Consider the following 26,451-nt stretch of genomic DNA (forward strand, 5'->3'; position numbering starts at 1 on the left):
CCTGTGTCCCGTCGTGCCGTGCGTGCCGGCATCGCCCGGAGGTGCGCCGGCATGGCGCTGATCGGTCTGCTTGAGGACGAGCCGGACCTGCGCGAGGAGCTGCAGGCCTATCTGGTGTCGATCGGCCATCGCGTGGTCGCCGCTGACTCGGTCGCCGCGTTCCTCGCCGCCGGCGCCGACCTGCGCTTCGACCTGGTCGTGTTGGATCGCGGCCTGCCCGATGCCGACGGGCTGGAGGTGGCAGAACGCCTGCGTCGCGCGTGGCCGCAGATCGGGATCGTCATGCTGACCGCACGCGGCGCCAGCCAGGACCGGGTCCACGGCTTGGAGAAGGGCGCCGATCATTACCTGGTCAAGCCGCTGCATCTTTCCGAATTGGGCGCGCACGTGTCGGCGCTGTTGCGGCGCATCCCGCGCGGCTGGCGCCTGGAGGCGCGCGCGTCCTGTCTGTACACGCCGGATGACGTGCGCCTGGACCTGAGCGGGCGCGAGTTCGCGCTGCTGCGTCTGCTGGCCGAACGCCAGGGTGAGGTGGCCGGACGTCGCGAGGTCGCCGAGGCGCTGGGCTGGGAATGGATGGCCTTCGACCAGCGCCGTCTGGACACCATGATCAGCCGTCTGCGCCGGCGCTGTCGCGACATCTGCGGGCTGGAGCTGCCGATCCGTACCGAGCACGCGCGCGGCTATCACGCGACGGAGACCATCGGCGTGGAGTGAGCGGATGGCGCCGTCGGCCTCGCGCCGGGCTGGCGTTGCGCAAAACCCCGCGCGCGCCCTGCGGCAAGGGAGATGCGCGTGGCGATGCCGCCGCCGCGCAGGAGAAGAAAATGACAAAAATCGGTCGAATGTGCGCCGCTGGGGCGGCGTTCCGCGGGTGCGCGCAGGGCCTTTCTGACGTGCTGCGTCACTGTCAGAAATCGTAAGTTTTCACGTTCTCTTGATCTCCAGAATGGCGCCCGATTACGAAGAGCGCCGTCTGCGCAGACCACAGGGGACAATCCATGAACACCACGCGGCTGGCCAAGCTTCTTGGCCTGGGCACGTTGCCATTCGCCGTCAATTTCGCGCTGGCGCAGACCGTGCCGCCGGATGCGGGATCGCTGCTCAACCAGCAGCAGCGCCAGGAACGGCTGCAGCCGCCGGCCGACGATGCCGCCCCCTTGCTGCAGCAGCCGCTGCCCGATGCCCAGGACGGCGCCTTCAGCGCGCGCGTGGACTGGGTGCGCTTCACCGGCGCCGATGAAACGATCGACACGCAGGCGCTCCAGGCGGTGGTCGCCGATGCCCTGGGCAAGTCGCTGACCCATGCGCAGCTGCAGGCGCTGGCGCAGCGGGTCAGCGCCGCGCTGCAGGCGCAGGGCTATCTGCTGGCGCGCGCGTATCTGCCGAGCCAAGACCTGAGCGACGGCGAGCTGGAAATCGCGATCATGATCGGTCGTCTGCAGAACGCGCCCGGTCGTGTGCAGGTGCTGTCCGACAACCCGGCGCTGCGCGCGCGCACGACCGCCATCGCCGACGCCGCGTTGCCCAACGGCCCGGTGCGCAACGATCAGCTGGAGCGCGCGCTGCTGCTGATCAACGACGTGCCCGGCGTGAGCGCGCGCGCCACCCTGGAGAAGGGCGCCGAGCCCGGCAGCAGCCGCCTGCTGATCCGCACGGAGGACGCGCCGGCGTGGATCGGCGGTGTCGGTGTGGACAACTTCTCCAACCGCTATACCGGCCAGTGGCGCAGCAGCGCCTGGGTGGCGGTGAACCGCCCGTTCGAGCGCGAGGATCTGCTCGGCTTGAACCTGAGCCACAGCAGCGGCAGCGATGTGCTGGGCCTGAACTACGCCATGGGCCTGACCCCGTCCGGCCTGCGCGCCAACTTCGCCGCGTCCTCGATGCACTACGAGATCGGCGCCGAGTTCAAGCCGCTGGAACTGCGCGGAAACGCCCGCACCTACAGTGCCGGCCTCAGCTACCCGCTGCTGCGCACGCGCAAGCGCAGCCTGTGGATCAGCATGGACGCCGAACGGCGCGAACTCACCGACAAGGCGCTGGGCCAGGTGCTGCGCGAGCGCAACCTCGATCGGCTCACCACCCTGCTCAGCGGCAGCGCGTGGGACGGCTGGTGGGGCGGCGGTTACTTCGGTGCCAGCCTGGGCTGGGTGACCGGCCGCGTGGATCTGGACAACGCCGCCGACCGCATCGCCGACGCGCTGAGTGCGCGCACCCGCGGCGACTACAACAAGCTGATCTGGCGCGTGGAGCGTAACCAGAGCCTGGGCGGGCTGAGCAACTGGGGCCTATACCTGGGCGCCAACGGCCAGTTCGCCAACAAGAACCTGGATTCGTCGGAGAAGCTCCTGCTCGGCGGCCCGTCCGGGGTACGCGGGCAAGCGGTCGGCGAGGGCAGCGGCGACGAAGGCTGGCTGGTCAACGCCGAACTGCGTCGCGATTTCCTCATCGCCTCGCAGGCGCGGGCGCAGGCGCTGCTGTTCGCCGACCACGGTCACGTGCGCCAGCACATCGACCCCTGGGCCGGCTCGGTGACGCCGTGGTCGGGCAATGCGTACGGCCTGTCCAGCGCCGGCCTGGGGCTGAACCTGCAGGGCGAGCGCTGGTCGCTGCGCGCCGCCTGGGCGCACCGGCTGGGCGACAACCCCGGCCGCAGCGCCTCCGGCCTGAATGCCGACGGCCTGCGAGACGACACCTACCTGTGGCTGCAGGCCAGCCTGCGCTTCTGACGCCGCCACTCCACGAATTCCGAGGACGATTCGCATGAATCACATCTACCGTTTGATCTGGGACGAACTGCGTGGCGCCTATGTCGTCGCCGCCGAAATTTCCCGCCGCCGCGGCAAGCGCAGCGGCACCGTGGTGCGCGCTGCCGCCGCCGCGATCGCCATCGGCAGCGTGCCGCTGTCGGCCTATGCCGTGGATCCGGGGAGCTTGCCCAGCGGCGCGCAGATCGCCGCCGGCAACGCGCATCTGGGTCAGCAGGGCGCCAACCTGACCGTGCATCAGGACAGCCAGCGTCTGATCCTGAACTGGAACAGCTTCGACATCGGCAATCAGGCCAGCGTGCGCTTCGAGCAGCCCAACAGCAGCGCGATCGCGCTCAACCGCGTGCTCGGCGGGACGACGAGCCAGGTCCTGGGCGAGCTCAGCGCCAACGGCCAGGTCTGGCTGGTCAATCCGAACGGTGTGTACTTCGGCAAGGGCGCGCAGGTGGACGTGGGCGGGCTGCTGGTCAGCTCGCTGGGCATCAGCGATAGCGACTTCCTGGCCGGGCGCGCGCGCTTCGCCGCGACCGGCGCCGCCGGCGCGGTGCGCAACGAGGGCGCGATCCGCGCCAACGGTGGCGTGGTGGCGCTGCTGGCGCCGGCGGTGAGCAACACCGGCAGCATCACGGCCGGGCAGGTCGGCCTAGCCGCCGGCGATCGCGTCGCCCTGGACTTCGACAGCGACGGGCTGCTGTCGCTGGCGGTCGCACAGGACGCGCTGAAGGCGGAACTGACGCAAAGCGGCGTCATCCGCGGCAACAACGTGGTGCTCAGCGCCGCCGGCGCCAGCGCGCTGCGTTCCAGCGTCATCAACATGGATGGCGTGGTCGAAGCCACCTCGCTGGGCGTGCACGGCGGCCGCATCCTGCTCGACGGCGGCGACGCCGGCCAGGTGCACGTCAGCGGACGCCTCGACGCCAGCTCGACTACCGGCCAGGGCGGGCGCATCGATGTGCTCGGTCAGCAGCTGCGCCTGGACGGCGGCGCACGCCTGGACGCCAGCGGCGCGACCGGCGGCGGCGCCATCCACGTCGGTGGCGGCTGGCAGGGCCACGACGCCTCGCTGCGCAACGCCACGCTTGTGGACGCCGACGCCAGTGTCGCGCTCGATGCCAGCGCCGGCAGCAGCGGCAACGGCGGCGAGGCGGTGGTCTGGTCCGACGGCGAGACCCGGTTCGCCGGCAGCATCGCCGTGCGCGGCGGCGCGCAAGCCGGCGACGGCGGCCGCGCCGAGGTCTCCGGCAAGCAGAATCTGGCCTACAGCGGCCGCACCGATGCCAGCGCGGCGCACGGCGCGATGGGCGACCTGCTGCTGGATCCGACCACCATCTCCATCCAGGCGGGCGGCACCGGCAGCGGTTCCATCGGTGGCAGCACGGTCTACGTGCAGGACCTGCAGGCGCAGAACGCCAACGTGATGCTGGTGGCCGACAACGGCATCACCTTCGGCGACCTGTCGCTGAACGGCGGCAACGGCCGCCTGAGCATGGCCAACAACGTCAGCCTGCGCCTGGAGAACACCAGCGGCACGATCAGCTTCGCCAATCCGAACAACACGGTGGAAGTGTTCGGCACCGGCAGCATCTACTTCCAGAGCGGACGCACCGGGACCGGTTACCTGCGCAGCATCGGCAATCTGATCGCGCATGGCGCCGGGACCAATCCGGCCACGCTGCCGACCCACGACGTCACCCAGAACGGCAACGGCACCCCCGGCGCCGGCTCGATCACCCTGTACGGCGCCGACGGCATCACGGTCAGCGGCGCGGTGACCACCAACGGTGGCTACGTGCGCATCTGGGGCGATTCGGATAATGCGGGCGGCGGCGACCTGACCCTGAGCTCGCCGATCAACACCTACGGTGGCAACGTCTACCTTTCCACCGGCAGCGGTGCGGTGACGCTGAACTCGAGCATGACCCTCGGCGCCGGGCGCGTGACGTTCAGGGCCGACGGCAGCTACACCACCGGCGAGAAGATCCTCAATGGCCTGATCGACGCCAGCGGCGACTTCGACATCGATACCCCTTTCACCATGAAGGGCGGCGCCAGCATCTACACCAGCGGCAACATCAACTTCGGCAATGTCGCGGTCAACCTCGATACCGGCAGCGGCGTGCTGGTGCTGCGCGCCAACAAGATCGACTGGGGTTCGTCGACCCTGAACAACCTCAGCACCGCCTCGATGCGCCTGGAGCCTTACGATCCGACGGTCAACATGGTGCTGGGCGACGCCAACGGCTTCGCCTCGGCGGCCACGCTCAACAAGCTGCCGGGCATCCGCAACCTCACCATCGGCCGCGCCGACGGCACCGGCACCATCAGCGTGTCGGGCAACTACAACTTCAACGCCAGCGGCAGCTTCGAGCTGCTCGACAAGACGCTGGACATCACCGCCGGCAGCCTCAGCAACAGCACCGGCAACGTCATCCTGACCGGCGACAACATCAACCTCAGCCAGCAGGTCACCGCCAACGGCGGCAACGGCAAGGTCACCATCCGGCAGATGACCGCCGCCAACGCGCTGCATCTGGGCACCGGGCTGAGCAACGCGTCGATCGGCCAGGTCAACGCGGCCACGCTGGAAATGGGGCGCAGCGACGGCGGCGACCTGGTGTTCGACAGCGACATCGTCACCGGCGCCAGCACAGTGAGCCTGAAGAGCGGCCAGCGCGTGCTCGGCATCAATGGCGGCGTCTCCGCGGCCAAGCTGGCGGTCACCGCCAGTGCCGGCGCGACGCTCAGCGACAGCACCTTCGACTTCACCACCCTGGCCCTGGACGTGGGCGGTGCGAGCCAGGTCACCAGTTCCAGCGCGAACTGGGCCCTGGGCGCGGCGGATACGCTGACCGGACTGAACGTGCGCGCCGGCACTACCGGGACGGTCGGGCTGAACGCGACCGGCACGCTGGGGCTTAACAGTGCGATCAACTTCAACAACAGCGCCGCCACCCTGGCCGCCACCGCTGGCACGGGGTTCAATGCCGCCAGCGCCACCCTGAGCAATCAGGCGGCGGCCACGGTGGCCTTTGCGCTTTCCGGCGGCAGCCCGTTCGCGTTCGGCGGCACCAGCGCGGTGCTCAGCAGCACGGCGCTCTCGCGCTTCAACGGCGTGAACACGCTGCGCGTGGATGCGAGCGGCAACGATGTGACGATGGACGCTTTCAACGTCACCGTCGGCAACCGCGTGCAGGTGCAGGCACACCGCCTGCAGCAGACTGCGGACGTCGGCGTGGCGGGAGGCAGCCTCTACCTCAGCGCCGCGCAGGACGGCCTGACCCTGAACCATGCCGTCAGCGCCGCGCAGACGCTGTCGCTGAACGACGGCGCCGGTGCCGGCATCCAGGGCAGCGGCGCGCTGACCGCGGCCGCACTGGCGCTGCGCTCCAGCGGCGCGGTGACGCTCGACTCCGCCAGCAACCAGGTGAACGCCATCGCGGCGCAGACCGGGGATCTGAACTTCCGCAACAACGCCAGCCTGCGCGTGGGCAGTGCCGATGGCCTCGCCGGCATTGTATCCACCGGCGCGGTGGACGTGCGCCTGACCGGCACGAGCGCGGACCTGACGCTGCAGCAGGCGGTGAGCGCCGGCAACGGCGCGCAGCAGCAGACCGGCGTGCTGCTGGCGGCAGGCCGCAACTTCATCAACCAGGCCGGCAGCAACGCGGTCAGCACGGGCAACGGCCGCTGGCTGGTGTACTCGACCTCGCCGCTGAACGACACGCGTGGTGGCCTGGCGCCGCAGTTCAAGCAGTACAACGCCGACACCGGCACCGCCGTGCTGGATGCGGACAGCGGCTTCCTCTACCGCGTCGCCCCGACCGTCGGCGTCGCCCTCACCGGTGCGGCGAGCAAGACCTATGACGGCAATACCGACGCGGCGCTGGGCGGGATCGGCTATACGGTGAGCAGTGGCGCGATCGACGGCGATACGGTCGTCGTGAGCGGCACTAGCGCGCGCTATGACACCAGGAATGCCGGGACCGGCAAGGCGGTCACCGTCGATGGCCTGAGCGTGAATCAGGCTAGCAATGGCGCGGTGCGCGTGTACGGTTACGACGTGGCCAGCACCAGCGTCAGCGCCAACATCGGCACGATCGGCCAGAAGACCCTGCAGCTGGGCGCCGGTTCGGTCCAGGACAAGATCTACGACGGCACCACGACCGCCAGCATGGGCACCGCCACCTTGAACGGCGTGATCGGCGGCGATGACGTGGCCTTCGCGGGCGCGTCTGGCGCCGCGTTCGTCGACAAGAACGCCGGCACCGGCAAGCAGGTCACCGTATCCGGCATCACCCTGGGCGGCAACGATGCCGGCAACTATCTGGTCGACAGCACGGCCTATGCCGACATCGCCAAGCGCGCGTTGACGGTGGCGGTCGATGTCGCCGGCAAGGTGTACGACGGCGGCACCGGCGCGCAGGTGACCAACGCCACCCTCGGCAACGCCGTCGTCGGCGACGACGTCAGCGTCGCCACGCAGGCGGCGTTCGTGGACAAGAACGTGGGCGACAACAAGCGCGTCGTGGTCAATGCGCAGCTGGGCGGCGGCGACGCCGACAACTATGTCATGGACACGACCACCTCGACGCCGCGCGTCAGCACCGCTTCGATCACGCCGAAGACCATCGACGCCGGCACGCTGAGCGTGACGGCCAAGGTGTACGACGGCAACCGCACGGCCAACGTCGGCAGCAGCGGCCTGGTCGGCACCGTCGGCGGCGACGATGTGGCGCTGACCCTGCAGGGTCAGTACGACAACAAGAACGCAGGCACCGGCAAGCAGGTGGACGTGACCGCTGGCCTGCTGGGCGGCGACGCAGGCAACTACCGCTTGAGCAACACCAACCTGCAGTCCAGCGGCGACATCACGCCCAAGACCCTCGATGCCGGCACGCTGAGCGTGACGGCCAAGGTGTACGACGGTAATCGCACGGCCACTGTCGGCAGCAGCGGCCTGGTCGGCACCGTCGGCGGCGACGACATCGCGTTGGCCCTTCAAGGTCAGTACGAAAACAAGAACGCGGGCGCCGGCAAGCAGGTGGACGTGACCGCCGGCCTGTTGGGTGGCGACGCCGGCAACTACCGCCTGAGCAACACCAGCCTGCAGTCCAGCGGCGACATCACGCCCAAGACCCTCGATGCCGGCACATTGAGCGTGACGACCAAGGTGTACGACGGCAACCGCACCGCGAACGTCGGCAGCAGCGGCCTGGTCGGCACCGTCGGCGGCGACGACATCGCGTTGGCCCTTCAAGGTCAGTACGAAAACAAGAACGCGGGCGCCGGCAAGCAGGTGGACGTGACCGCCGGCCTGTTGGGTGGCGACGCCGGCAACTACCGCCTGAGCAACACCAGCCTGCAGTCCAGCGGCGACATCACGCCCAAGACCCTCGATGCCGGCACATTGAGCGTGACGACCAAGGTGTACGACGGCAACCGCACCGCGAACGTCGGCAGCAGCGGCCTGGTCGGCACCGTCGGCGGCGACGACATCGCGTTGGCCCTTCAAGGTCAGTACGAAAACAAGAACGCGGGCGCCGGCAAGCAGGTGGACGTGACCGCCGGCCTGTTGGGTGGCGACGCCGGCAACTACCGCCTGAGCAACACCAGCCTGCAGTCCAGCGGCGACATCACGCCCAAGACCCTCGATGCCGGCACATTGAGCGTGACGACCAAGGTGTACGACGGCAACCGCACGGCCAACGTTGGCAGCAGCGGCCTGACCGGCACCGTCAACGGCGACGACGTCGCGTTGATCCTGCAGGGTCAGTACGACAACAAGAACGCAGGCACCGGCAAGCAGGTGGACGTGACCGCCGGCCTGCGCGGTGATGATGCCGGCAACTACCGCCTGAGCAACACCAGCCTGCAGTCGCGTGGCGATGTGGCGGCCAAGGAACTGACCGTTGGCAACGTGGCCGTGCTTGACAAGCGCTTCGACGGCAGCAGCAACGCGGTGCTGGTGCTGCCGCCTCTGCGCGGGGTGGTCTCCGGCGACGAGGTGGCGCTGCAGGGGCAGGGGCAGTACGACGACGCCTCGACCGCGACCGGCAAGACGGTCCAGGTCTCGCTGACCCTGAACGGTGCCGATGCAGGCAACTACCGCCTGACCGACGCGACCCAGCAGACGGTCGCCGGCATCGACGAGCTGCCGGGTCGCAATGCCGTGGATGCCATCTCGCAGCCGATCCTGGGCGGCAACGGCACGCGTCCGGGCAGCGGCACCGATGGCGGTCCGCTGACTTCGGCGGGCGCGATCACCGCGGCGACCGGCGCGACGGGCGGGCTGGGCGCATCTGCGCAGCCGCACCTGAGCGGGACTTCGCTCGATCCGACCGGCATGGGCGCCTCGGGCGATGTCGGTGGCGCAGGCAGCGCGGGCAACGCCGCGGGCCGCGGCACTGGAAACAGCGGTGGCGCGCGTGTGGGCGATGGTGGCGCGTCTTCGGTCGTCGCCAGCGCGGCCCGCAATGGCGCGTCCGGCACGGCCGATGCCGGCACTGGCACTGGCACTGGCACTGGCACTGGCACGGCCGGCGATGGCGGACGTGGCGGCGCTTCGGGCGATGCGGCGATGGGACAGTTGCTGCGCAACGGCACGGGCGTGAGCCTGGCGACCGGTGGTGAGTCCCTGGCGCAACCGGAAGTGACGGTGCTGCCGGTGTTCGACGGCGAAGGCCGCGCGCTGGGCAGCCTACGCGTGGAGGACCTGGGCGGCAGCCTGGTGCTGCATCCGCTGGACGGCCAGCCGCCGACCGCGCCGAACCTGCAGCAGAGCGTGCGCGCCAGCGTCCAGACCAGGGTGGCCATCGATGCGGACGAGAGCGCCACGCTGCGTCTGTCGCTGCTGCAGGACGGCACCCTGCATGTCGTGGCGTCGCGTTCGGCGGCGCGCCTGGACCGCGAAGTGCTCAGCGCCTACGCGCTCGACGCGCTGAAGCAGCAGGCCGGCGTCTCGGTCCGGCAGGTGCGGGCGCTGATGCTGAGCTTCGTCGATTGAGGGGCGTGACGCCGGAGGCGTGGGCGGCAACCGCCCTCGCTTCCCGGCGTCTGCGCCGATCGGGAGCTCGGCCGGCATGCGGCCATGGCTTAAGGCCGTTTTCGTTGGCGCATTCGATGCGATGCGATGCGGCGCGGCTGCCTGCCGCATCCGGTTTCGGCCTGACGCGTGTGGCGGCCGAAGGCGGATCGCTTACGCGACCGGTCGTGCCCGGGGACGCAGGTGTCCTTGGCCTCGTCGTGGAAACGTCCTTGGGTTACCGCTTTCGCGGGAACAACGGTTGGTTGTCGCGTGCTTCTGACGCGGAGCGGCCCGGCCGCGAGACGCGAAGCAAGCGGGCGCTGTTTCTGAGGTTGCCCGTTCTTTGAGGCCGCCCGGCACGCATCCGACAACGGATAACGGATGCGCGCCAGGCGCGCGCTAGTTCGACGGGGCCAGGATCGCCTGCACGCGGCGCGCCAGCTCGGCCGCCTGGAAGGGCTTGGTCATCACCTCCATGCCGGCCTCCAGCTGGCCCGCGCCGACCGCGGCATTGGCCGCGTAGCCGGTCACGAACAGCACGCGCAAGCCGGGCCGCAGCTGGCGGCCGGCGTCGGCGACCTGGCGGCCGTTGAGGCCGCCGGGCAGGCCGACGTCGGTCAGCAGCAGATCGATCGGCGCGGCGCCGCGCAGGTATTCGAGCGCGGCGTGGCCGTCGGCCACCGCGGTGACGCGGCAGCCGGCCTCGCCCAGCACCTCGGCGATCAGTGCGCGCACCGGCGCCTCGTCCTCGACCAGCAGCACCTCGCCACGGGTGTGCGGGTCCAGCGCGGCCGGTTCGACGCCGTCCGCCGCGATGGCGTCCTCGGCACCGTCCAGGCGCGGCAGCAGCAGCTGCATCGTGGTGCCGTGGCCCAGCCGCGAGGCCATGCGCACCTGGCCGCCGGACTGGCGCATGAAGCCGTAGATCATCGACAGCCCCAGCCCGGTGCCCTGGCCGATCGGCTTGGTGGTGAAGAAGGGCTCGAACACGCGCTCCATCACCTCGGCGCTCATGCCGGTGCCGGTGTCCTGCACGCCCAGGCGCACGTACGGGCCTGGCGCGAGTTCCAGCGACGCGGCGGCCTCGGCGTCCAGCTCGATGTTGTGGGTCTCGATGATCAGCTGGCCGCCTTCGGGCATCGCATCGCGCGCGTTGATGCACAGGTTGAGCAGCGCGTTCTCCAGCTGCGGCGCATCCACCAGCACGCGCCACAGCGGGCTGGCCAGCTGGAAATGCGTCTGGATCGAGGGCCCCAGCGTGCGCCGCAGGATGTCGCCCATGCCATCGACCAGCTGGTTGACGTCCACCGCCGTGGGCGCCAGCGTCTGCCGGCGCGAGAACGCCAGCAGGCGCTGGGTCAGGGAGGCGGCGCGCGAGGCGCCGGAGCGGGCCATCTCCAGGTAGCGCTCCAGCCGGTCGTAGCGGCCGGCCTCGATGCGCTGCTGCAGCAGATCCAGCCCCATGGTGACGGCGGTGAGCAGGTTGTTGAAGTCGTGCGCCAGCCCGCCGGTGAGCTGGCCGACGGCCTCCATCTTCTGGCTCTGGCGCAGCTTCTCCTCGGCCAGCAGCAGCTCGTCGGTGCGCTCGCGCACGCGCTCCTCCAGCGAGGCGGTCAGCTCGCGCAGGCGGTTCTCCGCATCGCGGCGCGCGGTGATGTCGGTGGCCGCGCCGAACCAGCCGTGCAGCTTGCCTTCGGCATCGAACAGCGGCACCGCGCGCGACAGCGACCAGCCCAGGCTGCCGTCGTTGCGGCGCACCGGATGTTCCAGCGTCAGCGGCTGCCGGCTGGTCACCGCCTCGTGGACCGCGGCGACGACCCGGTGCTGATCCGAATCGGGGATGTGCCGCGCCATCCAGCGCTCGATCGGCGCGAAGCTGTCGCGGGCCGCGCCGGTGCCGGTCAGCTGGCGCATCTGCGTCCAGTGCGCGTCGATCATGAACAAGGCGTCCGACGAGGCGCTGACCAGCGCCGTCAGGCGCGCCTCGCTGTCGCGCAGCGCGTCGATGGCCATGCGTTCGGCGGTGCGGTCGCCGAGCACCTTGACGAAGCCGATCGCCGTGCCGTCCGCGTTGCGCAGCACGGTGGTGGCGCTGCTGGCCCAGAAACGCTCGCCGGAGCGGCGCACCTGCCAGCGCTCGCGCACCACGCGCCCGGTCTCCAGCGCGTCCAGCAGCTCGCGCTCGGCCACGCCGTTGGCGATGTCCTGCTCGGTGAACAGCCGCTCGGTCGTATGCCCGCGCATTTGCCGCTCGCTCCAGCCCAGGATCAGCTGCGCGCCGGCGTTCCAGTGGGTGATGCGCCCCTGCAGGTCGGTGGCCAGGATCGCGTAGTCGGTGGCGCTGTCGATGACCTGGCGGCTGTGCGCGTCCAGCGCGCGCATCGCGGCCTCGCCCTCGATGCGCGCGGTCACGTCCACGCCCTGCACGAACACGCCGGTGATCTGCCCGCGCTCGTCGCGGATCGGCTGGAAGACGATGTCCACGAAGCGCGGATGCACCGGCCCGCCCGGCTCGGCCCGCACCGCGTAGGCGGCGCTATTGGCCGCATAGACCTCGCCGGTGCGGTAGACCCCGTCCAGCAGGTCCAGATAACCCTGTTCGACCGCGTCGGGCAGGGCCTCGGCCACGGTCTTGCCGACCACGTCGCGGTGGTCGATCAGGCGCAGGTAGCCGGGGTTGACCACCTCGATGCGGTGCTCGGGCCCGCTGAGGAAGGCCATGAACATCGGCGCCTGCTCGAACAGCTGCGCCAGGCGCTCATGCTCGCGCGCCAGGCGCCGCTCGGCCTGGATCTTCTCGGTGACCTCGTTGGTCAGGCAGAACGCGCCGCCGACGCGGCCATCGTCCAGGTAGATCGGGGTGAAGGAGAACGTCCACCAGGTGTCCTCCGGCACGCCGTAGCGGTGCATCTGGATGTACATCTCCACGTGGCGCTCGGACTGCCCGCGGTAGGCGCTCTCGATCGGGCCGCGCACCGAGTCCCAGACATCGCCCCACAGCACGCGCATCGAGGCGCCCAGCGCGCCGGGCGCGCGCGGCCCCAGGATCGGGGCGTAGACGTCGTTGTAGAGGAAGGTCACCTCCTCGCCCCAGACCATGAACATGCACTCGGGCGCATTGACCATCAGGTTGACCGCCGCGCGCAGCGGCGCCGGCCAGGTCTCCACCGGGCCCAGCGGGGTGGCGGCCCAGTCGTGCGCGCGGATCTTGGCGGCCATGGCGCTGCCGCCGGCGGGGAACCAGGGCTGGCTCATGCCGCGTTCCCGTGTGCCAATCGCGAGCGCTGTCGGCATGAAGCGGGGGCGGGCCGGCAGCGGGGCGGGAGGAGCGGACGAAGCATGCAGGTGAAGACCAGCGGCGGGCGTGCGCCATTTCAGCACGGCCGGGCTCGGCCTGGCATGAAGTTTCGCAACGCCGATGCGCGGCGCCTGGCCGCGCTGCCCGTAGACTGTGGTGCCGGCGCGCCGCGCCCGACGAGCTTGCGGAACCGACACGATGTTCAAGGGTGTGCTGCTGGGTTTCGCCTGCTATGCGGCCTATGCGATCAGCGATGCGTTCGTGAAGCTGCTCGACGGCAGCCTGCCGTCCTACGAGGTGGTGTTCTTCGGTGCCCTGCTCATGCTGGTGGCCGTGCCCTTCCTGAAGAAGCCGCAGGACCGCTGGCGCGAGGTGGTGGTGGCGCGCAAGCCGACGATCTGGCTGCTGCGCGCGTTCTGCGGCGCGGCCGGCAACCTGACCTCGGTGATCGCCTTCACCCATCTGCCGATGGCCGAGGCCTTCGCCCTGATCTTCCTGATGCCGATCTTCGTCACCGTGCTGTCGGTGCTGCTGCTGCGCGAGGAAGTGCACTGGCGCCGCTGGACGGCGGTGGCGGTGGGCTTCATCGGCGTGCTGGTGGTGCTGCGACCCGGCTTCCGCCAGCTCAGCCAGGGCCACGTGGCGGCGATCCTGTGCGGGCTGACCGGCGCGGTGTCGGTGATCAGCCTGCGCATGGCCGGGCCGGAGGAGAAGCGCGTCACCCTGTACGGCGCCGGCGTGATCGGCCCGCTGGTGGCCGGCGGCATCCTGATGCTGCCGCACTTCGTCTGGCCCAGCGCCGCGCAGTGTGGCCTGATCGCCGGCTACGGGCTGCTGGCCGGGCTGGCGGCGATCCTGATGATGTATTCCACGCGGCTGGCGCCGGTCAGCGCGGTCGCGCCGACCCAATACAGCCAGATGCTGTGGGCGATCGGCTTCGGCGCCTGGCTGTTCCACAGCCGCGTCGATGCGATCACCTGGGTCGGCATCGCCCTGATCCTGGCCTCGGGCCTGGTCACCTTCATCCGCTGGAACCAGATCGCCAGCTGGCGACGGCGGATGCGGATCGTCTGATCCGGCCCCGGCCTGCGTCCTACTTCGCCACCACGCTGGTGCCGCTGGGCACGACGTAGCAGGCCGCGGCCTTGGTGCAGGCCTCGGCGTTGATCTCGGCGATCTGGCGTGCCAGGTACTGCTCGGGCGAGAGGTTCATCGCATTGCGATAGGCGTTGTCCGCATCGGCCATGGCCTTCTGCTCCTTGGCGCGCTGCAGCTCGGCATTGGTGGCCTCGACCAGCGTCTTGACCCGCTGCTGCTGGGCCGCGGTGAGGTTCATCTGCTGCAGCACGTCCGGATTGGGCTTGGCCCGGCCCAGGGTGATGTTCATGATCTCCACGTCCAGGCCCTGGTCCTTGACTACCTTGCGGATGGCATCGGTCACCGCGTCGTCGATGCGCTGGGCGGTGGCGACATCGCTCATCATGCTGGTCATGTCGAAGCGCTTGACCTGGTCGCGCACGATGGCCGCGTACTGGCTGCGGATGTTGTTCTTGAACCAGTCCGGGCCGAACTTGCGCAGCAGCCGCGGCGCATTGGTCACGCGGTACTGGATGGTGGTCTCGAAGTCGAGCAGGATGTTGTCCGACGAGGAGAAATCGTCGAACGCCACCGCCAGCACCTGCGGGCTGACATCCACCACGATGGCATCGGTGGTCAGCCAGGTGTAGGCCAGGCCGGGCTTGATGGTTTCGTCGCGGATGCCGCCTTCGCCGAACAGGCGCGGGCGATCGATCAGCACCGCCTCCTGCCCGGGATCGACCTTGACCACCGTGCAGCCCGCCACGCTGACCACGCCGGCCAGTGTCCAGATGATGCGCTTCATGTTGTCCCCTTGGTGCGTCCCTGTGCCCGACGGCAGCCTTGGCCACCGGGTCGATCCGGATGATAAGACGGAAGGCCGACGCGGATCAGGCCGCGGCGTTGTCCTACGTCCGGATCGGACGCGCGCCGACGGACACCGCGGCCACGCAGGTCCAGGCTGGAGCCCGGAATTGACTTTCGTGGAGCAGGCGATGCGCGTCGTGGCGGGAATGGTGCTGGTGGCTTGCCTGGCCGGGCCGGGGGTGGTGGAGGCAGCGGCGCTGCAGATGCCGCCGATGCTGGCGACCGCGTATCGCGGGCAGGGCGAGGTCGCCGCGTATCTGGTCAGCGAGAAGCTCGATGGCGTGCGCGGGCGCTGGGACGGCCGAGCGCTGTGGACGCGCGGCGGCGAGCCGATCGCGGTGCCGGCCTGGTTCACCCGGGGCTGGCCGCCGGTGCCGATGGAAGGCGAACTGTGGATCGGGCGCGGCCAGTTCGACGTGGCCAGCGCGCTGGTGCGCGCGGGCGATCCGCACGACCCGCGCTGGCGCGCGTTGCGCTTCATGGTGTTCGACCTGCCCGCCGCGGGCGGCGCGTTCGCCGCGCGCGTGGCGCGGATGCAGGCGCTGCTGGGCACCGGCACGCATCCTCAGCTGCGGATGCTCGAGCAGCGCCGCTTCGACAGCCGGGCTGCGCTGGATGCCGAGCTGGACCGCGTGGTGCAGGCCGGCGGCGAAGGCCTGATGCTGCAGCACCGGGCGGCGCGCTACCTGCCCGGGCGCAGCGATGCGCTGCTCAAGTACAAGCGCCTGGACGATGCCGAGGCGCGCGTGATCGGGCATGTGCCGGGCCAGGGCCGGCACGCCGGCCGGCTGGGTGCGTTGCTGGTGGAGACGCCGGACGGGCGCCGCTTCCGCATCGGCAGCGGCTTGCGCGACGCCCAGCGCGACGCGCCGCCGCCGCTGGGCACGTGGGTGACGTATCAGTACAACGGCCTGACCGGGCGCGGCCTGCCACGCTTCGCCCGCTTCCTGCGGGTGCGGGAGGAAAGCAGGGGCCAGGGATTAGGGATTAGGGATTAGGGATTAGGGATTAGGGATTAGGGATTAGGGATTAGGGATTAGGGATTAGGGATTAGGGATTAGGGATTAGGGATCAGGGACCAGAGGCCAGGGAACAGCGGTAGCCGGCGATGCGGCACGCAGCGCGCGAGCCGATGCACTGCTTCATACCCTGATCTCTGATCTCCGATCCCTAATCCCTAATCCCTAATCCCTGGCCCCTGGCCCCTGGCCTGCCCGCGTCGCCTGCGCCCGCATGCGGCTTGAGGCACACTGGCGCCCTCACCTGGGAGGGAGACATCGAATGCGTATCGCACTGCTGGCCGCCGTGACGGCGATGGGACTGGGCGCCTGCTCGCAACCGCCGGAAGATCCGGCCACGCGTGCCCAGCCCGATGCTTCCGGCGCCGCCGCGCCTGCGGCCTCGTCCGCGCCGGCCGCGGCTCCCGCGCATGTGGTCGCCAGCGACTTCGGCACGCTGCCCGATGGGCGCAAGGTGCAGAAGTTCGTGCTGGACAACGGCCACGGCATGACCGCTTCGATCATCACCTACGGCGGCATCCTGCAGGCGCTGACCGTGCCCGACCGCAACGGCAAGGCCGACGACGTGGTGCTGGGTTACGACACGCTTGACGGCTACCTTAAGGACGCCGCCACCGTGCAGACCAACTTCGGCGCGCTGATCGGGCGGTACGCCAACCGCCTGGCCAAGGGACGCTTCACCCTTGACGGCAAGACCTACCAGATCCCGACCAACAACAACGGCAACACCTTGCACGGCGGCCCGGAAGGCTTCGCCACCAGGCTGTGGGAGGCCAGCCCCGCCAGCGACGGGACCCCGTCGGTGACCCTGCGCTACCGCTCGCCCGATGGCGAGATGGGCTTCCCCGGCACGCTCGACGTCAGCGTGGTCTACACCCTGCAGGACGATGGCCTGAAGCTGGACTACCGCGCCACCACCGACAAGCCGACCGTGCTCAATCTCACCAGCCACGGCTACTTCAACCTGGCCGGCGCCGGTGCCGCCTCGGTGCTGGATCACCGCGTGCAGATCAACGCCGCGCGCTATACCCAGACCGATGCGCAGCTGATCCCCACCGGCAAGCTGCTGCCCGTGGCCGGCACGCCGCTGGATTTCCGCACGCCGCACGCCCTGGGCGAGCGCATCCACGAAGACAACGCCGACCTGCGCCATGCCGAGCCCAAGCAGGGCGGCTACGACTTCAACTGGGTGCTCGATGCGCCGGGCCTGGAGACGCCGGCGGTCATCGTCGAGGAGCCCACCACCGGGCGCACGCTGACCGTGTTCACCACCGAGCCCGGCATGCAGCTCTACACCTCCAACGCCATCGACCGCATCGAAGGCGGCAAGGGCGGCAAGCCCTATCTGCACTGGGGCGCGCTGGCGCTGGAAGCCCAGCACTTCCCCGACAGCCCCAACCACGCCGACTTTCCCAGCACGCGCCTGGACCCGGGCCAGACCTACACGCAGACCACGATCTATCGCTTCGGCGTAGCCAAGTAGGCCTCCGTCTCGCCGCGCCGGCCCAGACGCGGGCCGGCGCGGTGCCTACTCCAACGCGTCCAGGTTGCGGTTGATCCGCAGCATCAGCGTGGCGAACTGGGCCAGGTCCTGCGCGTCGAAGCCGGCCAGGGCCTGTTCGCCGGTGGCGTCCATCACCGCCTTGGCCTTGGGCAGGCGTCTGCGCGCCAGCGGCGTCAACGAGATCAGCTTGCTGCGGCCATCGGCCGGATCGGGCGTGCGCTGGATCAGCCCGTCGCGCTCCATGCGGTTGAGCAGCTGGGCCATGCTCGGTTGTTCGACCCGCGCGCGCCGCGCCAGTTCGCCCTGCGACAGCGCATCGCCGTGCTTGAGCGCCACCAGCACCGGCAGCTGGCCCATGGCGAAGCCATGCTCGCGCAGCTGCGCGTCGACCAGTCGCGAGAACGTGCGATAGGCGATGCCGAGCAGCTTGAGCGGATCGTGGCGGGCGGCGTGCTCGAGTTCGCTGGTTTGACTTTCCATAGGTGGCTATGTTTTAAATATAGGCACCTATCATATCCGGAGCAGCAGGCATGGCCAACCTTCCGCGTATCGCCATCGTCGGGGGCGGCCCGGCCGGCCTGACGCTGGCCCGCCTGCTGCAGCTGCAGGGGCTCGCGCCGGAGGTGTTCGAGCGCGAGGCGCATCCGCTGGAGCGCCCCCAGGGCGGCTCGCTCGATCTGCATCAGGGCTCGGGCCTGCTCGCGATCGAACGCGCCGGGCTGCAGAACGCCTTCGCGCGCATCGCCCGCTACGAAGACCAGGGCGAGCGCCTGCTCAACCACCGCGGCGAGGTGCTGTTCGAGGACCGGGAGGGCTTCGACCGCAGCCGGCCCGAGGTCGACCGCACCGCGCTGCGCGCGATGCTGCTCGATGCGCTCGCCCCCGGCACCGTGCGCTGGGGCGCGCCGCTGCAGGCCCTGCATGCGCTGGACGAAGGCCGTTGGCAGCTGGAACTGGCCAGCGGCCTGGTCGGCCCGTTCGACCTGGTGGTCGGCGCGGACGGCGCCTGGTCCAGGGTGCGCCCGCTGCTGTCGTCCTACCGTCCGCAGTACAGCGGCCTGACCTTCGTCGAGTTCGGCATCGACCAGGTCGATCGCGACCATCCGGCGCTGTCCGCGCTGGTCGGACCGGGCAAGCTCGACATCGAAGGCGAGGGCAGGATGCTCATCGCCCAGCGTAACGGGCATGCGCATGTGCGCGGCTACGCCATCTTCCGCGTGCCGGCGGACTGGGCGCAGCAGCGCTTCGACTTCAGCGATCCGCAGGCCGTGCGGGCCGGGCTGCTCGAGGAGTTCGCCGGGTTCGCGCCGGAGATCCTGGACCTGTTCCGCGCGGCCAACGACCACTTCGTCGCGCGACCGATCCACGCGCTGCCCGTGGGGCATCGCTGGAACCACCGTCCCGGCCTGACCCTGATCGGCGACGCGGCGCATCTGATGTCGCCCTTCGCCGGCGAAGGCGTCAACGCGGCCATGCTCGATGCCGCCGAACTGGCCGAGCAGCTGGCGCAGGGTGCGCTGCATGACGCGGTGTGTCGCTACGAGGCGGGCATGTTCGAGCGCGTGGCCGAAGTGGCACAGGAATCGGCCGAGGCCGCGGCTACCCAGCTCTCGCATGTCGGGCTGGAACTGACCGCGGCGATGTACCGTCAGCATCAACAGGCCCATCGCGCGGGCTGACGGCGGGCGCGCGCCGCGTCGCACGCAGGATCGACAGCGCCTGGGCTTGTCAGGCGAGGTGGTTGTCCCCATGGTGCTGCCATGGCCGACTCCAACGAACCCGGATCCCGCGCTGCGTCGCTGCAGTCCAGCGCAGGGCGCTTCCGCAATGCGATCGCGATCCCGCGCACCGGGCTGCTGGAATCGCTGCGGCTGTTCCGCAGCGTGCTGTTCGACAAGCCGCGCACCAGCGTGCCGGACCGCCCGATTCCAGTACGCCCGCTGACCCGTGCCGAACTGCTGGCCGCGCCGGATTTCAGCCTGTACCGGCTCGGCCATTCGACCGTGCTGCTCAAGCTGCGGGGGCAGTTCTGGATCACCGACCCGGTCTTCGCCCAGCGTGCCTCGCCGCTGCCGTGGATGGGGCCCAAGCGCTTCCATGCGCCGCCGATCGCGCTGAAGGATCTGCCGTCGCTGAAGGGCGTGATCCTCTCGCACAACCACTACGACCATCTGGACAAGGCGGCCGTGCGCGCGCTGTCCGCCTCGGCCGAGCACTTCGTCGCCCCGCTGGGCGTGGGCGACACGCTGGTGCGCTGGGGCGTGCCGGCGGCCAAGGTGCAACAGCTGGACTGGTGGCAGTCCACCGTCATCGACGGGCTGCGCCTGGTCGCCACGCCGGCCCAGCATTTCTCCGGGCGCGGGCTGCGCGATGGCAATGCCACGCTGTGGTGCTCGTGGGTGTTGATCGACGACGGGCTGCGCGTGTTCTTCAGCGGCGACAGCGGTTATTTCGATGGCTTCAGACAGATCGGCGAGCGCTTCGGGCCGTTCGACCTGACCCTGGTGGAGACCGGCGCCTACGATCGCCAGTGGCCGCACGTGCACATGCGGCCCGAGGAATCCCTGCAGGCGCATCTGGACCTGCAGGGGCGCTGGATGCTGCCGATCCACAACGGCACCTTCGACCTGGCGCTGCATCCGTGGTTCGAGCCGTTCGAGCGCATCAGCGCCTTGGCCGCCGAGCGCGGCGTCGCGCTGTCCACGCCGGTGATCGGCGAGCGCGTCGACCTGCGGCAGCCGACCGCGGGTTCGGCCTGGTGGCGCCTGCCCAAGTAGGCGCGTCAAGCCCGCGGGTGCCTGGTGCGCCTAAAGCGGGGTGAGAAAGTCGCGCAGCAAGGCGTTGAACGCGTCCGGATGCTCCAGCGGCGGAAAGTGCCCGCACGCAGGCACGACCGCCAGCCGCGCGTGCGCGATCCGGTCGACGATCAGCTGACCGGCCGCCGGCGGCGCACTGGCATCGTCCGCGCCGGCGACGACCAGGGTCGGATGGGGCAGGGAGGCAATCGCCTCCTCCAGCGACAGGCCGGCGACCATGTCCCAGAGCTGGGCGTGAAAGTCCGCGTCGTTGCGCAGCAGCAGTTTGCCCAGCCGGTCGCCGATTTCGGGGCGCGCCGCGAGAAACTCCGCCGGGAACCAGCGCGCGAGGTGCAACGGCGCGATGCCTTCCATGCCGATCGCGCGCACGGTTTCCGCGCGCTGCCGCAGAAGATTCCTGACCGCATCGGAGAAGGTGCAGGAGGTGGCGACAAGCATGAGCGAGCGTACGTGCGTCGGCGAGGTCACCGCCAGGGTCTGCGCGATCATGCCGCCGACCGAGATGCCGACGACATCGACCGGGCCGGTGCGCAGGGCGCCGAGCAGCGTGATCAGCGCCTCGGCGAAGCCGGCGAAGCTCGGCGCTTCCCGCCCGTGCGGCGAGCGTCCGTGGCCGGGCAGGTCGATCGCGATCACATCGCGGTCGCGTGCGAAGGCGTGGATCTGCTGTTCCCATACCGAAAGATCCAGGCCGAGCGCATGCAGGAACAGCAGCGGCACGCCGCCCCGCGGGCCGGTCCGGATCATGTTGAGGCCTGGTGTGGCGTCGCTCATCGGGGATCCTCTACGCAGGCGCTCAGCCTAGTGGAGTCGCCCGCGCCGGGCAGTGCGATCGCGCGGACGCAGTGTGTTGTTCTTGTGTCGCAGGCGCGTGCGGGGCGCAGGCCTTGCGCGCTGCGGTGTTGCATTGCGCGCCGCATCGACGATCATGCGGGCACCTCGCAGGCACAGGCGGTACGCATGGAACATCCGGTCCTCAACCGGCGCCAGGAGCAACTGGTGGCGCTGGTGCGCCAGCTCGGCTATGCCGAGGTGGACGGATTGGCCACGCAGTTCGACGTGACCCAGCAGACCATCCGCCGCGACCTGATGCTGCTGTGCGAGGCCGGCCTGCTGCGTCGCTACCACGGCGGGGTGAGCCTGCCCTCCAGCGTGGAGAACACCGCCTACGCCACGCGCAAGTCCCTGCAGGCCGAGCAGAAGCGTCGCATCGCCCGGGAGGTGGCCACGCATGTCCCCGACCATTCCTCGCTGTTCATCAACCTGGGCACCACCAACGAGGACGTGGCCGCGGCGCTGATGCACAAGCAGGGGCTGCGGGTGATCACCAACAACCTCAACGTGGCGGTGCTGATGAGCACCAACCCCAGCTTCGAGGTGATCGTGGCCGGCGGCATGGTGCGCGCGCGCGACCAGGGCGTGACCGGCCAGCCGACCATCGATCTGGTGCGCCAGTTCACCGTGGACTTCGGGATCATCGGCATCTCCGGCATCGAGCTGGACGGCACGCTGCTGGACTTCGACTTCCAGGAGGTGCGCGTGGCCCAGGCCATCGTCGAGCATTCGCGGCAGGTGCTGCTGGCCGCCGACGCCAGCAAGATCGGCCGCAACGCGCTGTGCCGGCTGGGGCCGATCGCGCTGGTGGACGACTGGTTCACCGACCGCGCGCCGCCGGACGTCCTGGCCGAGGTGCTGGCCGCGGGCAAGACCCGGGTCCACGTCGTCGGCGACTGACGGCGGGTTCGTGGCGCCTGGCGCTGGCCCCAGGCCGGTGCAAACCAGGCCGGCGCCACCCTCGGCAGGAGGCGGCTCGCCGGACATGCATTTTCACCCGAGGCTGCCCCGAACAGGCGGCCTGGGGCACGCCGTTGGCGGTGTCGAAACGAACTCCAGATCGGCGGCGCCTTCGACCATCGTCTAACCCCGTGAGCCCGAGCGGGCATGCCGCGCTCACGAAATGTTCGTAAATGTTCGTTTAAGATCGTTGTTGTCCGTCTTTGTCCAGGCGCGAACGGCGCCATGCGGCCGTCGTCGCGCGGGCGGCGGCCCGGTCGAGGAGCGGTGAGATGGTCGAACGCGTCGATGTGCTGGTGGTGGGCGGCGGGATCAACGGCGTGGGCATCGCCCGCGACGCGATCGGCCGCGGGCTGAGCGTGTGCCTGTGCGAGGCCGACGATCTGGCCGCGCATACCTCCAGCGCCAGCACCAAGCTGATCCACGGCGGCCTGCGCTATCTGGAGCAGTACGAGTTCCGCCTGGTCGGCAAGGCGCTGGCCGAGCGCGAGGTGCTGCTGCGCCTGGCCCCGCACATCGCCTGGCCGCTGCGCTTCCTGCTTCCGCACCAGCCGCACCTGCGGCCGGCCTGGATGATCCGCATCGGCATGTTCCTCTACGACCGCCTGGGCGGGAAGCGCACGCTGGAAGGTTCGCGCCGGGTCGACCTGCGCCGCTCGCCGGTGGGCGTGCCGCTGAAGGAGGAGTTCACCACGGGCTTCGCCTACTCCGATGGCTGGGTGCAGGACGCCAGGCTGGTGGTGCTCAATGCGATGGACGCGGCCGAGCGCGGCGCCTCCGTCCACACCCGGACCCGCTGCGTCAGCGCGCGCCGCGATGGCGCGCATTGGCTGGCCGAACTGGAGACCGCGCAGGGCCAGCGCATCACGGTCGAGGCCCGGGCCCTGGTCAATGCCGCCGGTCCCTGGGCGGTGCAGTTCCTGGACCAGGTCGCGCATCTGCAGCACGACTATGCGCTGCGTCTGGTCAAGGGCAGCCACATCGTGGTGCCGCGCATGTTCGCGCACGACCATGCCTACATCTTTCAGCAACCCGACCGCCGTATCGTCTTCGCCATTCCCTACGAGCGCGACTTCACCCTGATCGGCACCACCGACATGGAGTACAAGGCCGATCCAGGGCATCCGCGCATCGACGCGGACGAGGTCGACTACCTGTGCGCGGCGGCCAACCGCTACTTCCGCAAGTCCATCGCCCCCGGCGATGTGGTGTGGACCTACAGCGGCGTGCGCCCGCTGCTGGAGGACGAGGAGGACAACGCCTCCGAGGTCACCCGCGACTACCGGCTGGAAGTCGATGCGGACGGGCCGCCGCTGCTGAGCGTGTTCGGCGGCAAGCTCACCACCTATCGCAAGCTGGCCGAGCAGGCCGTGGACAAGCTCGAGTCGCAGCTGGGCCGCAAGCCGCAGCCCTGGACCGCGGACGGGGCGCCGCTGCCGGGCGGGGACATGCTGCCCTTCGATCAGGCCCTGGCGCTGCTGCGCACGGCGCGGCCCTGGCTGCCCAAGGAACTGGCCTGGCGGCTGGTGCGCAACTACGGTTCGCGCACCGAGCGCATCCTGGGCGAGGCGACGACGCTGGCCGACCTGGGCGAGCACTTCGGCGCCGATCTCTATCAGGTCGAGGTCGACTACCTGCGGCACCACGAATGGGTCGTCGACGCCGAAGACCTGCTCTGGCGCCGCAGCAAGCTGGGCCTGCGCCTGGCGCCGGCCCAGCAGCGCCGCCTGGCCGAGGTGCTGCGCGCTCCCGCCGCGACGATGGCCACGCGCGCCTGATCCATCCGACATCCTTGGCCGCGTCGCGCGGCCGCACGTCATCACTGGGAGGTTGCTGACATGTCCACCAAGCCCCGCACCATCGCCGCTGGTCCGACAGGAGGTCGGCGATGAGTCGGCAGTTTCTCGGCGAGCTGATCTCGGAGGCGGTGGCGATGACGATCATCATCGCCTTCGGCGATTCGGTCGCGGCGATGTACACCCTCTACGATCCCAATCCCTATGCCGGCGGCTACTGGGGTGTCTGCATCGCCTGGGGGCTGGGCGTCACCATCGCCATCTATGCCACCGGTTCGGTCTCGGGCACCCACGCCAATCCGGCGGTGACGCTGGCGCTGGCGCTGTTCCGCGGGTTCTCGTGGAAGAAGGTGCTGCCTTACTGGGGCGCGCAGGTGATCGGCGGCATGGTCGGCGCGGCCATCGTCTATGCGCTGTACGCGCCGGTGATCGATCACTACAACGAGGTCAAGCAGCTCACGCGCGAAGCCGGCGGCGCGGCCGGGGTGTTCTTCACCGCGCCGGGGCTCGCGGTCACACCGCTCCATGCGCTGACCGATCAGGCCATCCTCACCGCGTTCCTGATCTTCGGCATCTTCGCCATCACCGAGCAGTACAACGAGATGGCGCCGGGCGCCAACTCCGGCGCGCTGATCATCGGCCTGCTGGTGGCGACCATCGGCGCGTCGATGGGCTATCTGGAGGCCTGGGCGATCAACCCGGCCCGCGATTTCGGCCCGCGCGTGTTCGCGTTCTTCGCCGGCTGGGGGCCCTCGGCCTTCCCCGCGCCGCACAACTACTGGTGGGTGCCCATCGTCGGCCCGTTGATCGGCGGCGTGGTCGGCGCCGCCGCCTATCAGTGGCTGATCTATCCGTTCCTGCCGGCGCGCCAGCGCGCCGCGCAGAAGCCGTAAGGTCTGAAGGACCGGCCACGCGTCACCGTTTTCCGCCGCGCGCCTCGCGCCGGCTCTTCCAACCCGCAGGGAGTCACCCGATGGACAAGCAATACGTGCTGGCGATCGACCAGGGCACCACCAGTTCGCGCGCCATGCTGTTCGACCGCAGCGGCGCGGTCAAAGGCATCGCCCAGCGCGAGTTCACCCAGATCTTCCCGCAGCCGGGCTGGGTCGAGCACAACCCGCGCGAGATCCTGTCCACCGTGCTGACCACGATGACCGACGTGCTGACCCAGGCCAACGTCGACGCATCGCAGGTGGCGGCCATCGGCATCACCAACCAGCGCGAAACCACCGTGGTGTGGGACAAGCACACCGGCCAGGCCGTATACAACGCCATCGTCTGGCAGTCGCGCCAGTCGCAGAGCGTGTGCAAGGAGCTGCGCGAGGCGGGCCACGATGCGCTGTTCCGCGCCAGATCCGGCCTGCTGATTGACCCGTACTTCGCCGGCACCAAGCTCAAGTGGATCCTGGACAACGTCGAGGGCGTGCGCGAGAAGGCGCAGGCCGGCGACCTGCTGTTCGGCACCATCGACAGCTGGTTGATCTGGAACCTCTCCGAGGACCACGCCCACGTCACCGACCAGACCAACGCCGGGCGCACGCTGATGTACGACATCCACGCGCTGCGCTGGGACGAGGAACTGCTGGACATCCTCGGCGTGCCCCGCTCGATGCTGCCCAGGGTGTGTTCGTCCAGCGAGGTCTATACCCATACCGCCGGCCGGCATTTCTTCGGGCACAAGGTGCCGATCGCCGGCATCGCCGGCGACCAGCAGGCGGCGCTGTTCGGCCAGGCCTGCTATACGCCGGGCATGGCCAAGAACACCTACGGCACCGGTTGCTTCGTGCTGATGAACACCGGCGAGAAGGCGGTCCAGTCCAGCAACGGCCTGCTCACCACCATCGCCTGGGGCATCGACGGCAAGGTGGAATACGCGCTGGAGGGCAGCATCTTCGTCGCCGGTTCGGCGGTGCAGTGGCTGCGCGACGGCCTGCGCATGTTCGGCAAGGCCCGCGACACGCAGGCCTACGCCGAGCGCGTGCCGGACACCGACGGGGTCTACATGGTGCCGGCCTTCGTCGGCCTGGCCGCGCCCTACTGGGACAGCGAGGTCCGCGGCGCGTTCTTCGGCCTGACCCGCGGCACCAGCAAGGAGCACTTCATCCGCGCCACGCTGGAGTCGATGGCCTATCAGACCCGCGACGTGCTCGAGGCCATGCAGGCCGATGCCAAGCTGGAGCTGAAGGAACTGCGCGCAGACGGCGGCGCGATCACCAACGACTTCCTGGCCCAGTTCCAGGCCGACATCCTCGACACGGCGGTGGTCCGTCCCAAGGTGTCCGAAACCACCGCGCTCGGCGCGGCCTACCTGGCCGGACTGGCGACCGGCTTCTGGTCCAGCCGCGAGGAGATCGCCAACCAGTGGGCCATCGACGCGCGCTTCGAGCCGACCATGGCGGCGGCCGACCGCGAGCGCCGCTATGGCGGCTGGAAGAAGGCCGTGCAGGCGACGATGGCCTTCCGCCCGGACTGAGCCTCGGGCAGGAGC

At 69.8% G+C, this 26,451-nt stretch carries 16 protein-coding genes; 12 read left to right on the forward strand and 4 right to left on the reverse strand.

The window, feature by feature from the left end; genetic code table 11:
- The first annotated feature begins 51 nt into the window (after nt 1–51).
- The 3 genes from MWN52_RS02125 (at nt 52) to MWN52_RS02135 (ending at nt 9,771) form a co-directional block, all read left to right on the forward strand.
- Complete coding sequence (locus MWN52_RS02125; protein ID WP_286576385.1) at nt 52–717, forward strand: response regulator transcription factor; 666 nt, start codon at nt 52–54, stop codon at nt 715–717.
- 284 nt (nt 718–1,001) lie between these two features.
- Nucleotides 1,002–2,729 carry a ShlB/FhaC/HecB family hemolysin secretion/activation protein gene (locus tag MWN52_RS02130; RefSeq protein ID WP_286576386.1) on the forward strand — a complete coding sequence of 576 codons (1,728 nt, stop codon included), beginning with the start codon at nt 1,002–1,004 and terminating at the stop codon, nt 2,727–2,729.
- Between the two features lie 34 nt (nt 2,730–2,763).
- Nucleotides 2,764–9,771, forward strand: a complete 7,008-nt coding sequence (locus MWN52_RS02135; protein WP_286576387.1) for a YDG domain-containing protein — start codon at nt 2,764–2,766, stop codon at nt 9,769–9,771.
- 420 nt (nt 9,772–10,191) lie between these two features.
- Here MWN52_RS02135 and MWN52_RS02140 read toward each other — a convergent pair whose 3' ends face one another.
- Nucleotides 10,192–13,047, reverse strand: a complete 2,856-nt coding sequence (locus MWN52_RS02140; protein WP_286576388.1) for a hybrid sensor histidine kinase/response regulator — start codon at nt 13,045–13,047, stop codon at nt 10,192–10,194.
- Between the two features lie 241 nt (nt 13,048–13,288).
- On the opposite strand from MWN52_RS02140, the gene MWN52_RS02145 reads away from it, so the two are divergent.
- Nucleotides 13,289–14,164, forward strand: a complete 876-nt coding sequence (locus MWN52_RS02145) for a DMT family transporter (protein ID WP_286576390.1) — start codon at nt 13,289–13,291, stop codon at nt 14,162–14,164.
- A gap of 19 nt (nt 14,165–14,183) precedes the next feature.
- Here the strand turns inward: MWN52_RS02145 and MWN52_RS02150 are convergent, their stop codons facing one another.
- Nucleotides 14,184–14,972 carry an SPFH domain-containing protein gene (locus tag MWN52_RS02150; RefSeq protein WP_130523843.1) on the reverse strand — a complete coding sequence of 263 codons (789 nt, stop codon included), beginning with the start codon at nt 14,970–14,972 and terminating at the stop codon, nt 14,184–14,186.
- 178 nt (nt 14,973–15,150) lie between these two features.
- Between MWN52_RS02150 and MWN52_RS02155 the strand changes: the two genes are divergently transcribed.
- Together MWN52_RS02155 and MWN52_RS02160 are read left to right on the forward strand one after the other, a co-directional pair.
- Nucleotides 15,151–16,032, forward strand: a complete 882-nt coding sequence (locus MWN52_RS02155; protein WP_286577665.1) for a DNA ligase — start codon at nt 15,151–15,153, stop codon at nt 16,030–16,032.
- A gap of 283 nt (nt 16,033–16,315) precedes the next feature.
- Nucleotides 16,316–17,536, forward strand: coding sequence for an aldose epimerase family protein (locus MWN52_RS02160; RefSeq protein ID WP_286576392.1), 1,221 nt, complete (start codon nt 16,316–16,318; stop codon nt 17,534–17,536).
- 45 nt (nt 17,537–17,581) lie between these two features.
- On the opposite strand, the gene MWN52_RS02165 is transcribed toward MWN52_RS02160, so the two are convergent.
- Complete coding sequence (locus tag MWN52_RS02165; RefSeq protein WP_130514993.1) at nt 17,582–18,037, reverse strand: MarR family winged helix-turn-helix transcriptional regulator; 456 nt, start codon at nt 18,035–18,037, stop codon at nt 17,582–17,584.
- 50 nt (nt 18,038–18,087) lie between these two features.
- Here MWN52_RS02165 and MWN52_RS02170 point away from each other — a divergent pair, with 50 nt between their 5' ends.
- Both MWN52_RS02170 and MWN52_RS02175 read left to right on the forward strand, forming a co-directional pair.
- Nucleotides 18,088–19,236, forward strand: coding sequence for an FAD-dependent oxidoreductase (locus MWN52_RS02170; RefSeq protein ID WP_286576394.1), 1,149 nt, complete (start codon nt 18,088–18,090; stop codon nt 19,234–19,236).
- A gap of 81 nt (nt 19,237–19,317) precedes the next feature.
- Nucleotides 19,318–20,334, forward strand: coding sequence for an MBL fold metallo-hydrolase (locus MWN52_RS02175; RefSeq protein ID WP_286576396.1), 1,017 nt, complete (start codon nt 19,318–19,320; stop codon nt 20,332–20,334).
- 30 nt (nt 20,335–20,364) lie between these two features.
- On the opposite strand, the gene MWN52_RS02180 is transcribed toward MWN52_RS02175, so the two are convergent.
- Entirely contained in the window at nt 20,365–21,147 is a 783-nt protein-coding gene (locus tag MWN52_RS02180; RefSeq protein ID WP_286576397.1) for an alpha/beta fold hydrolase, read from the reverse strand.
- Nucleotides 21,148–21,333: 186 nt separating this feature from the next.
- Between MWN52_RS02180 and MWN52_RS02185 the strand changes: the two genes are divergently transcribed.
- The 4 genes from MWN52_RS02185 (at nt 21,334) to glpK (ending at nt 26,436) form a co-directional block, all read left to right on the forward strand.
- On the forward strand, nt 21,334–22,107 hold the full coding sequence (locus MWN52_RS02185) for a DeoR/GlpR family DNA-binding transcription regulator (RefSeq protein ID WP_130515000.1): 774 nt from the start codon (nt 21,334–21,336) through the stop codon (nt 22,105–22,107).
- A 332-nt stretch (nt 22,108–22,439) separates the two neighbouring features.
- A complete protein-coding gene (glpD, locus tag MWN52_RS02190) occupies nt 22,440–23,945 on the forward strand; it encodes a glycerol-3-phosphate dehydrogenase (RefSeq protein WP_286576399.1) in 1,506 nt (501 codons plus the stop codon).
- Nucleotides 23,946–24,055: 110 nt separating this feature from the next.
- On the forward strand, nt 24,056–24,856 hold the full coding sequence (locus MWN52_RS02195; RefSeq protein WP_130552271.1) for an MIP/aquaporin family protein: 801 nt from the start codon (nt 24,056–24,058) through the stop codon (nt 24,854–24,856).
- A gap of 80 nt (nt 24,857–24,936) precedes the next feature.
- Nucleotides 24,937–26,436: a glycerol kinase GlpK gene (glpK, locus tag MWN52_RS02200; protein WP_130523836.1), complete on the forward strand. Its 1,500-nt coding sequence runs from the start codon at nt 24,937–24,939 to the stop codon at nt 26,434–26,436.
- Nucleotides 26,437–26,451: the final 15 nt, after the last annotated feature.

The organism is Pseudoxanthomonas winnipegensis, from assembly GCF_030322905.1.
In the GTDB taxonomy this organism is placed as follows: domain Bacteria; phylum Pseudomonadota; class Gammaproteobacteria; order Xanthomonadales; family Xanthomonadaceae; genus Pseudoxanthomonas_A; species Pseudoxanthomonas_A winnipegensis.

What these genes read in the sequence shown, in the direction of transcription:
- MWN52_RS02125 (WP_286576385.1), top strand. Translation starts at nt 52, where the DNA reads ATGGCGCTGATCGGTCTGCTTGAGGACGAGCCGGACCTGCGCGAGGAG.
- MWN52_RS02130 (WP_286576386.1), top strand. Translation starts at nt 1,002, where the DNA reads ATGAACACCACGCGGCTGGCCAAGCTTCTTGGCCTGGGCACGTTGCCA.
- MWN52_RS02135 (WP_286576387.1), top strand. Translation starts at nt 2,764, where the DNA reads ATGAATCACATCTACCGTTTGATCTGGGACGAACTGCGTGGCGCCTAT.
- MWN52_RS02140 (WP_286576388.1), bottom strand. Translation starts at nt 13,047, where the DNA reads ATGAGCCAGCCCTGGTTCCCCGCCGGCGGCAGCGCCATGGCCGCCAAG.
- MWN52_RS02145 (WP_286576390.1), top strand. Translation starts at nt 13,289, where the DNA reads ATGTTCAAGGGTGTGCTGCTGGGTTTCGCCTGCTATGCGGCCTATGCG.
- MWN52_RS02150 (WP_130523843.1), bottom strand. Translation starts at nt 14,972, where the DNA reads ATGAAGCGCATCATCTGGACACTGGCCGGCGTGGTCAGCGTGGCGGGC.
- MWN52_RS02160 (WP_286576392.1), top strand. Translation starts at nt 16,316, where the DNA reads ATGCGTATCGCACTGCTGGCCGCCGTGACGGCGATGGGACTGGGCGCC.
- MWN52_RS02165 (WP_130514993.1), bottom strand. Translation starts at nt 18,037, where the DNA reads ATGGAAAGTCAAACCAGCGAACTCGAGCACGCCGCCCGCCACGATCCG.
- MWN52_RS02170 (WP_286576394.1), top strand. Translation starts at nt 18,088, where the DNA reads ATGGCCAACCTTCCGCGTATCGCCATCGTCGGGGGCGGCCCGGCCGGC.
- MWN52_RS02175 (WP_286576396.1), top strand. Translation starts at nt 19,318, where the DNA reads ATGGCCGACTCCAACGAACCCGGATCCCGCGCTGCGTCGCTGCAGTCC.
- MWN52_RS02180 (WP_286576397.1), bottom strand. Translation starts at nt 21,147, where the DNA reads ATGAGCGACGCCACACCAGGCCTCAACATGATCCGGACCGGCCCGCGG.
- MWN52_RS02185 (WP_130515000.1), top strand. Translation starts at nt 21,334, where the DNA reads ATGGAACATCCGGTCCTCAACCGGCGCCAGGAGCAACTGGTGGCGCTG.
- glpD (WP_286576399.1), top strand. Translation starts at nt 22,440, where the DNA reads ATGGTCGAACGCGTCGATGTGCTGGTGGTGGGCGGCGGGATCAACGGC.
- MWN52_RS02195 (WP_130552271.1), top strand. Translation starts at nt 24,056, where the DNA reads ATGAGTCGGCAGTTTCTCGGCGAGCTGATCTCGGAGGCGGTGGCGATG.
- glpK (WP_130523836.1), top strand. Translation starts at nt 24,937, where the DNA reads ATGGACAAGCAATACGTGCTGGCGATCGACCAGGGCACCACCAGTTCG.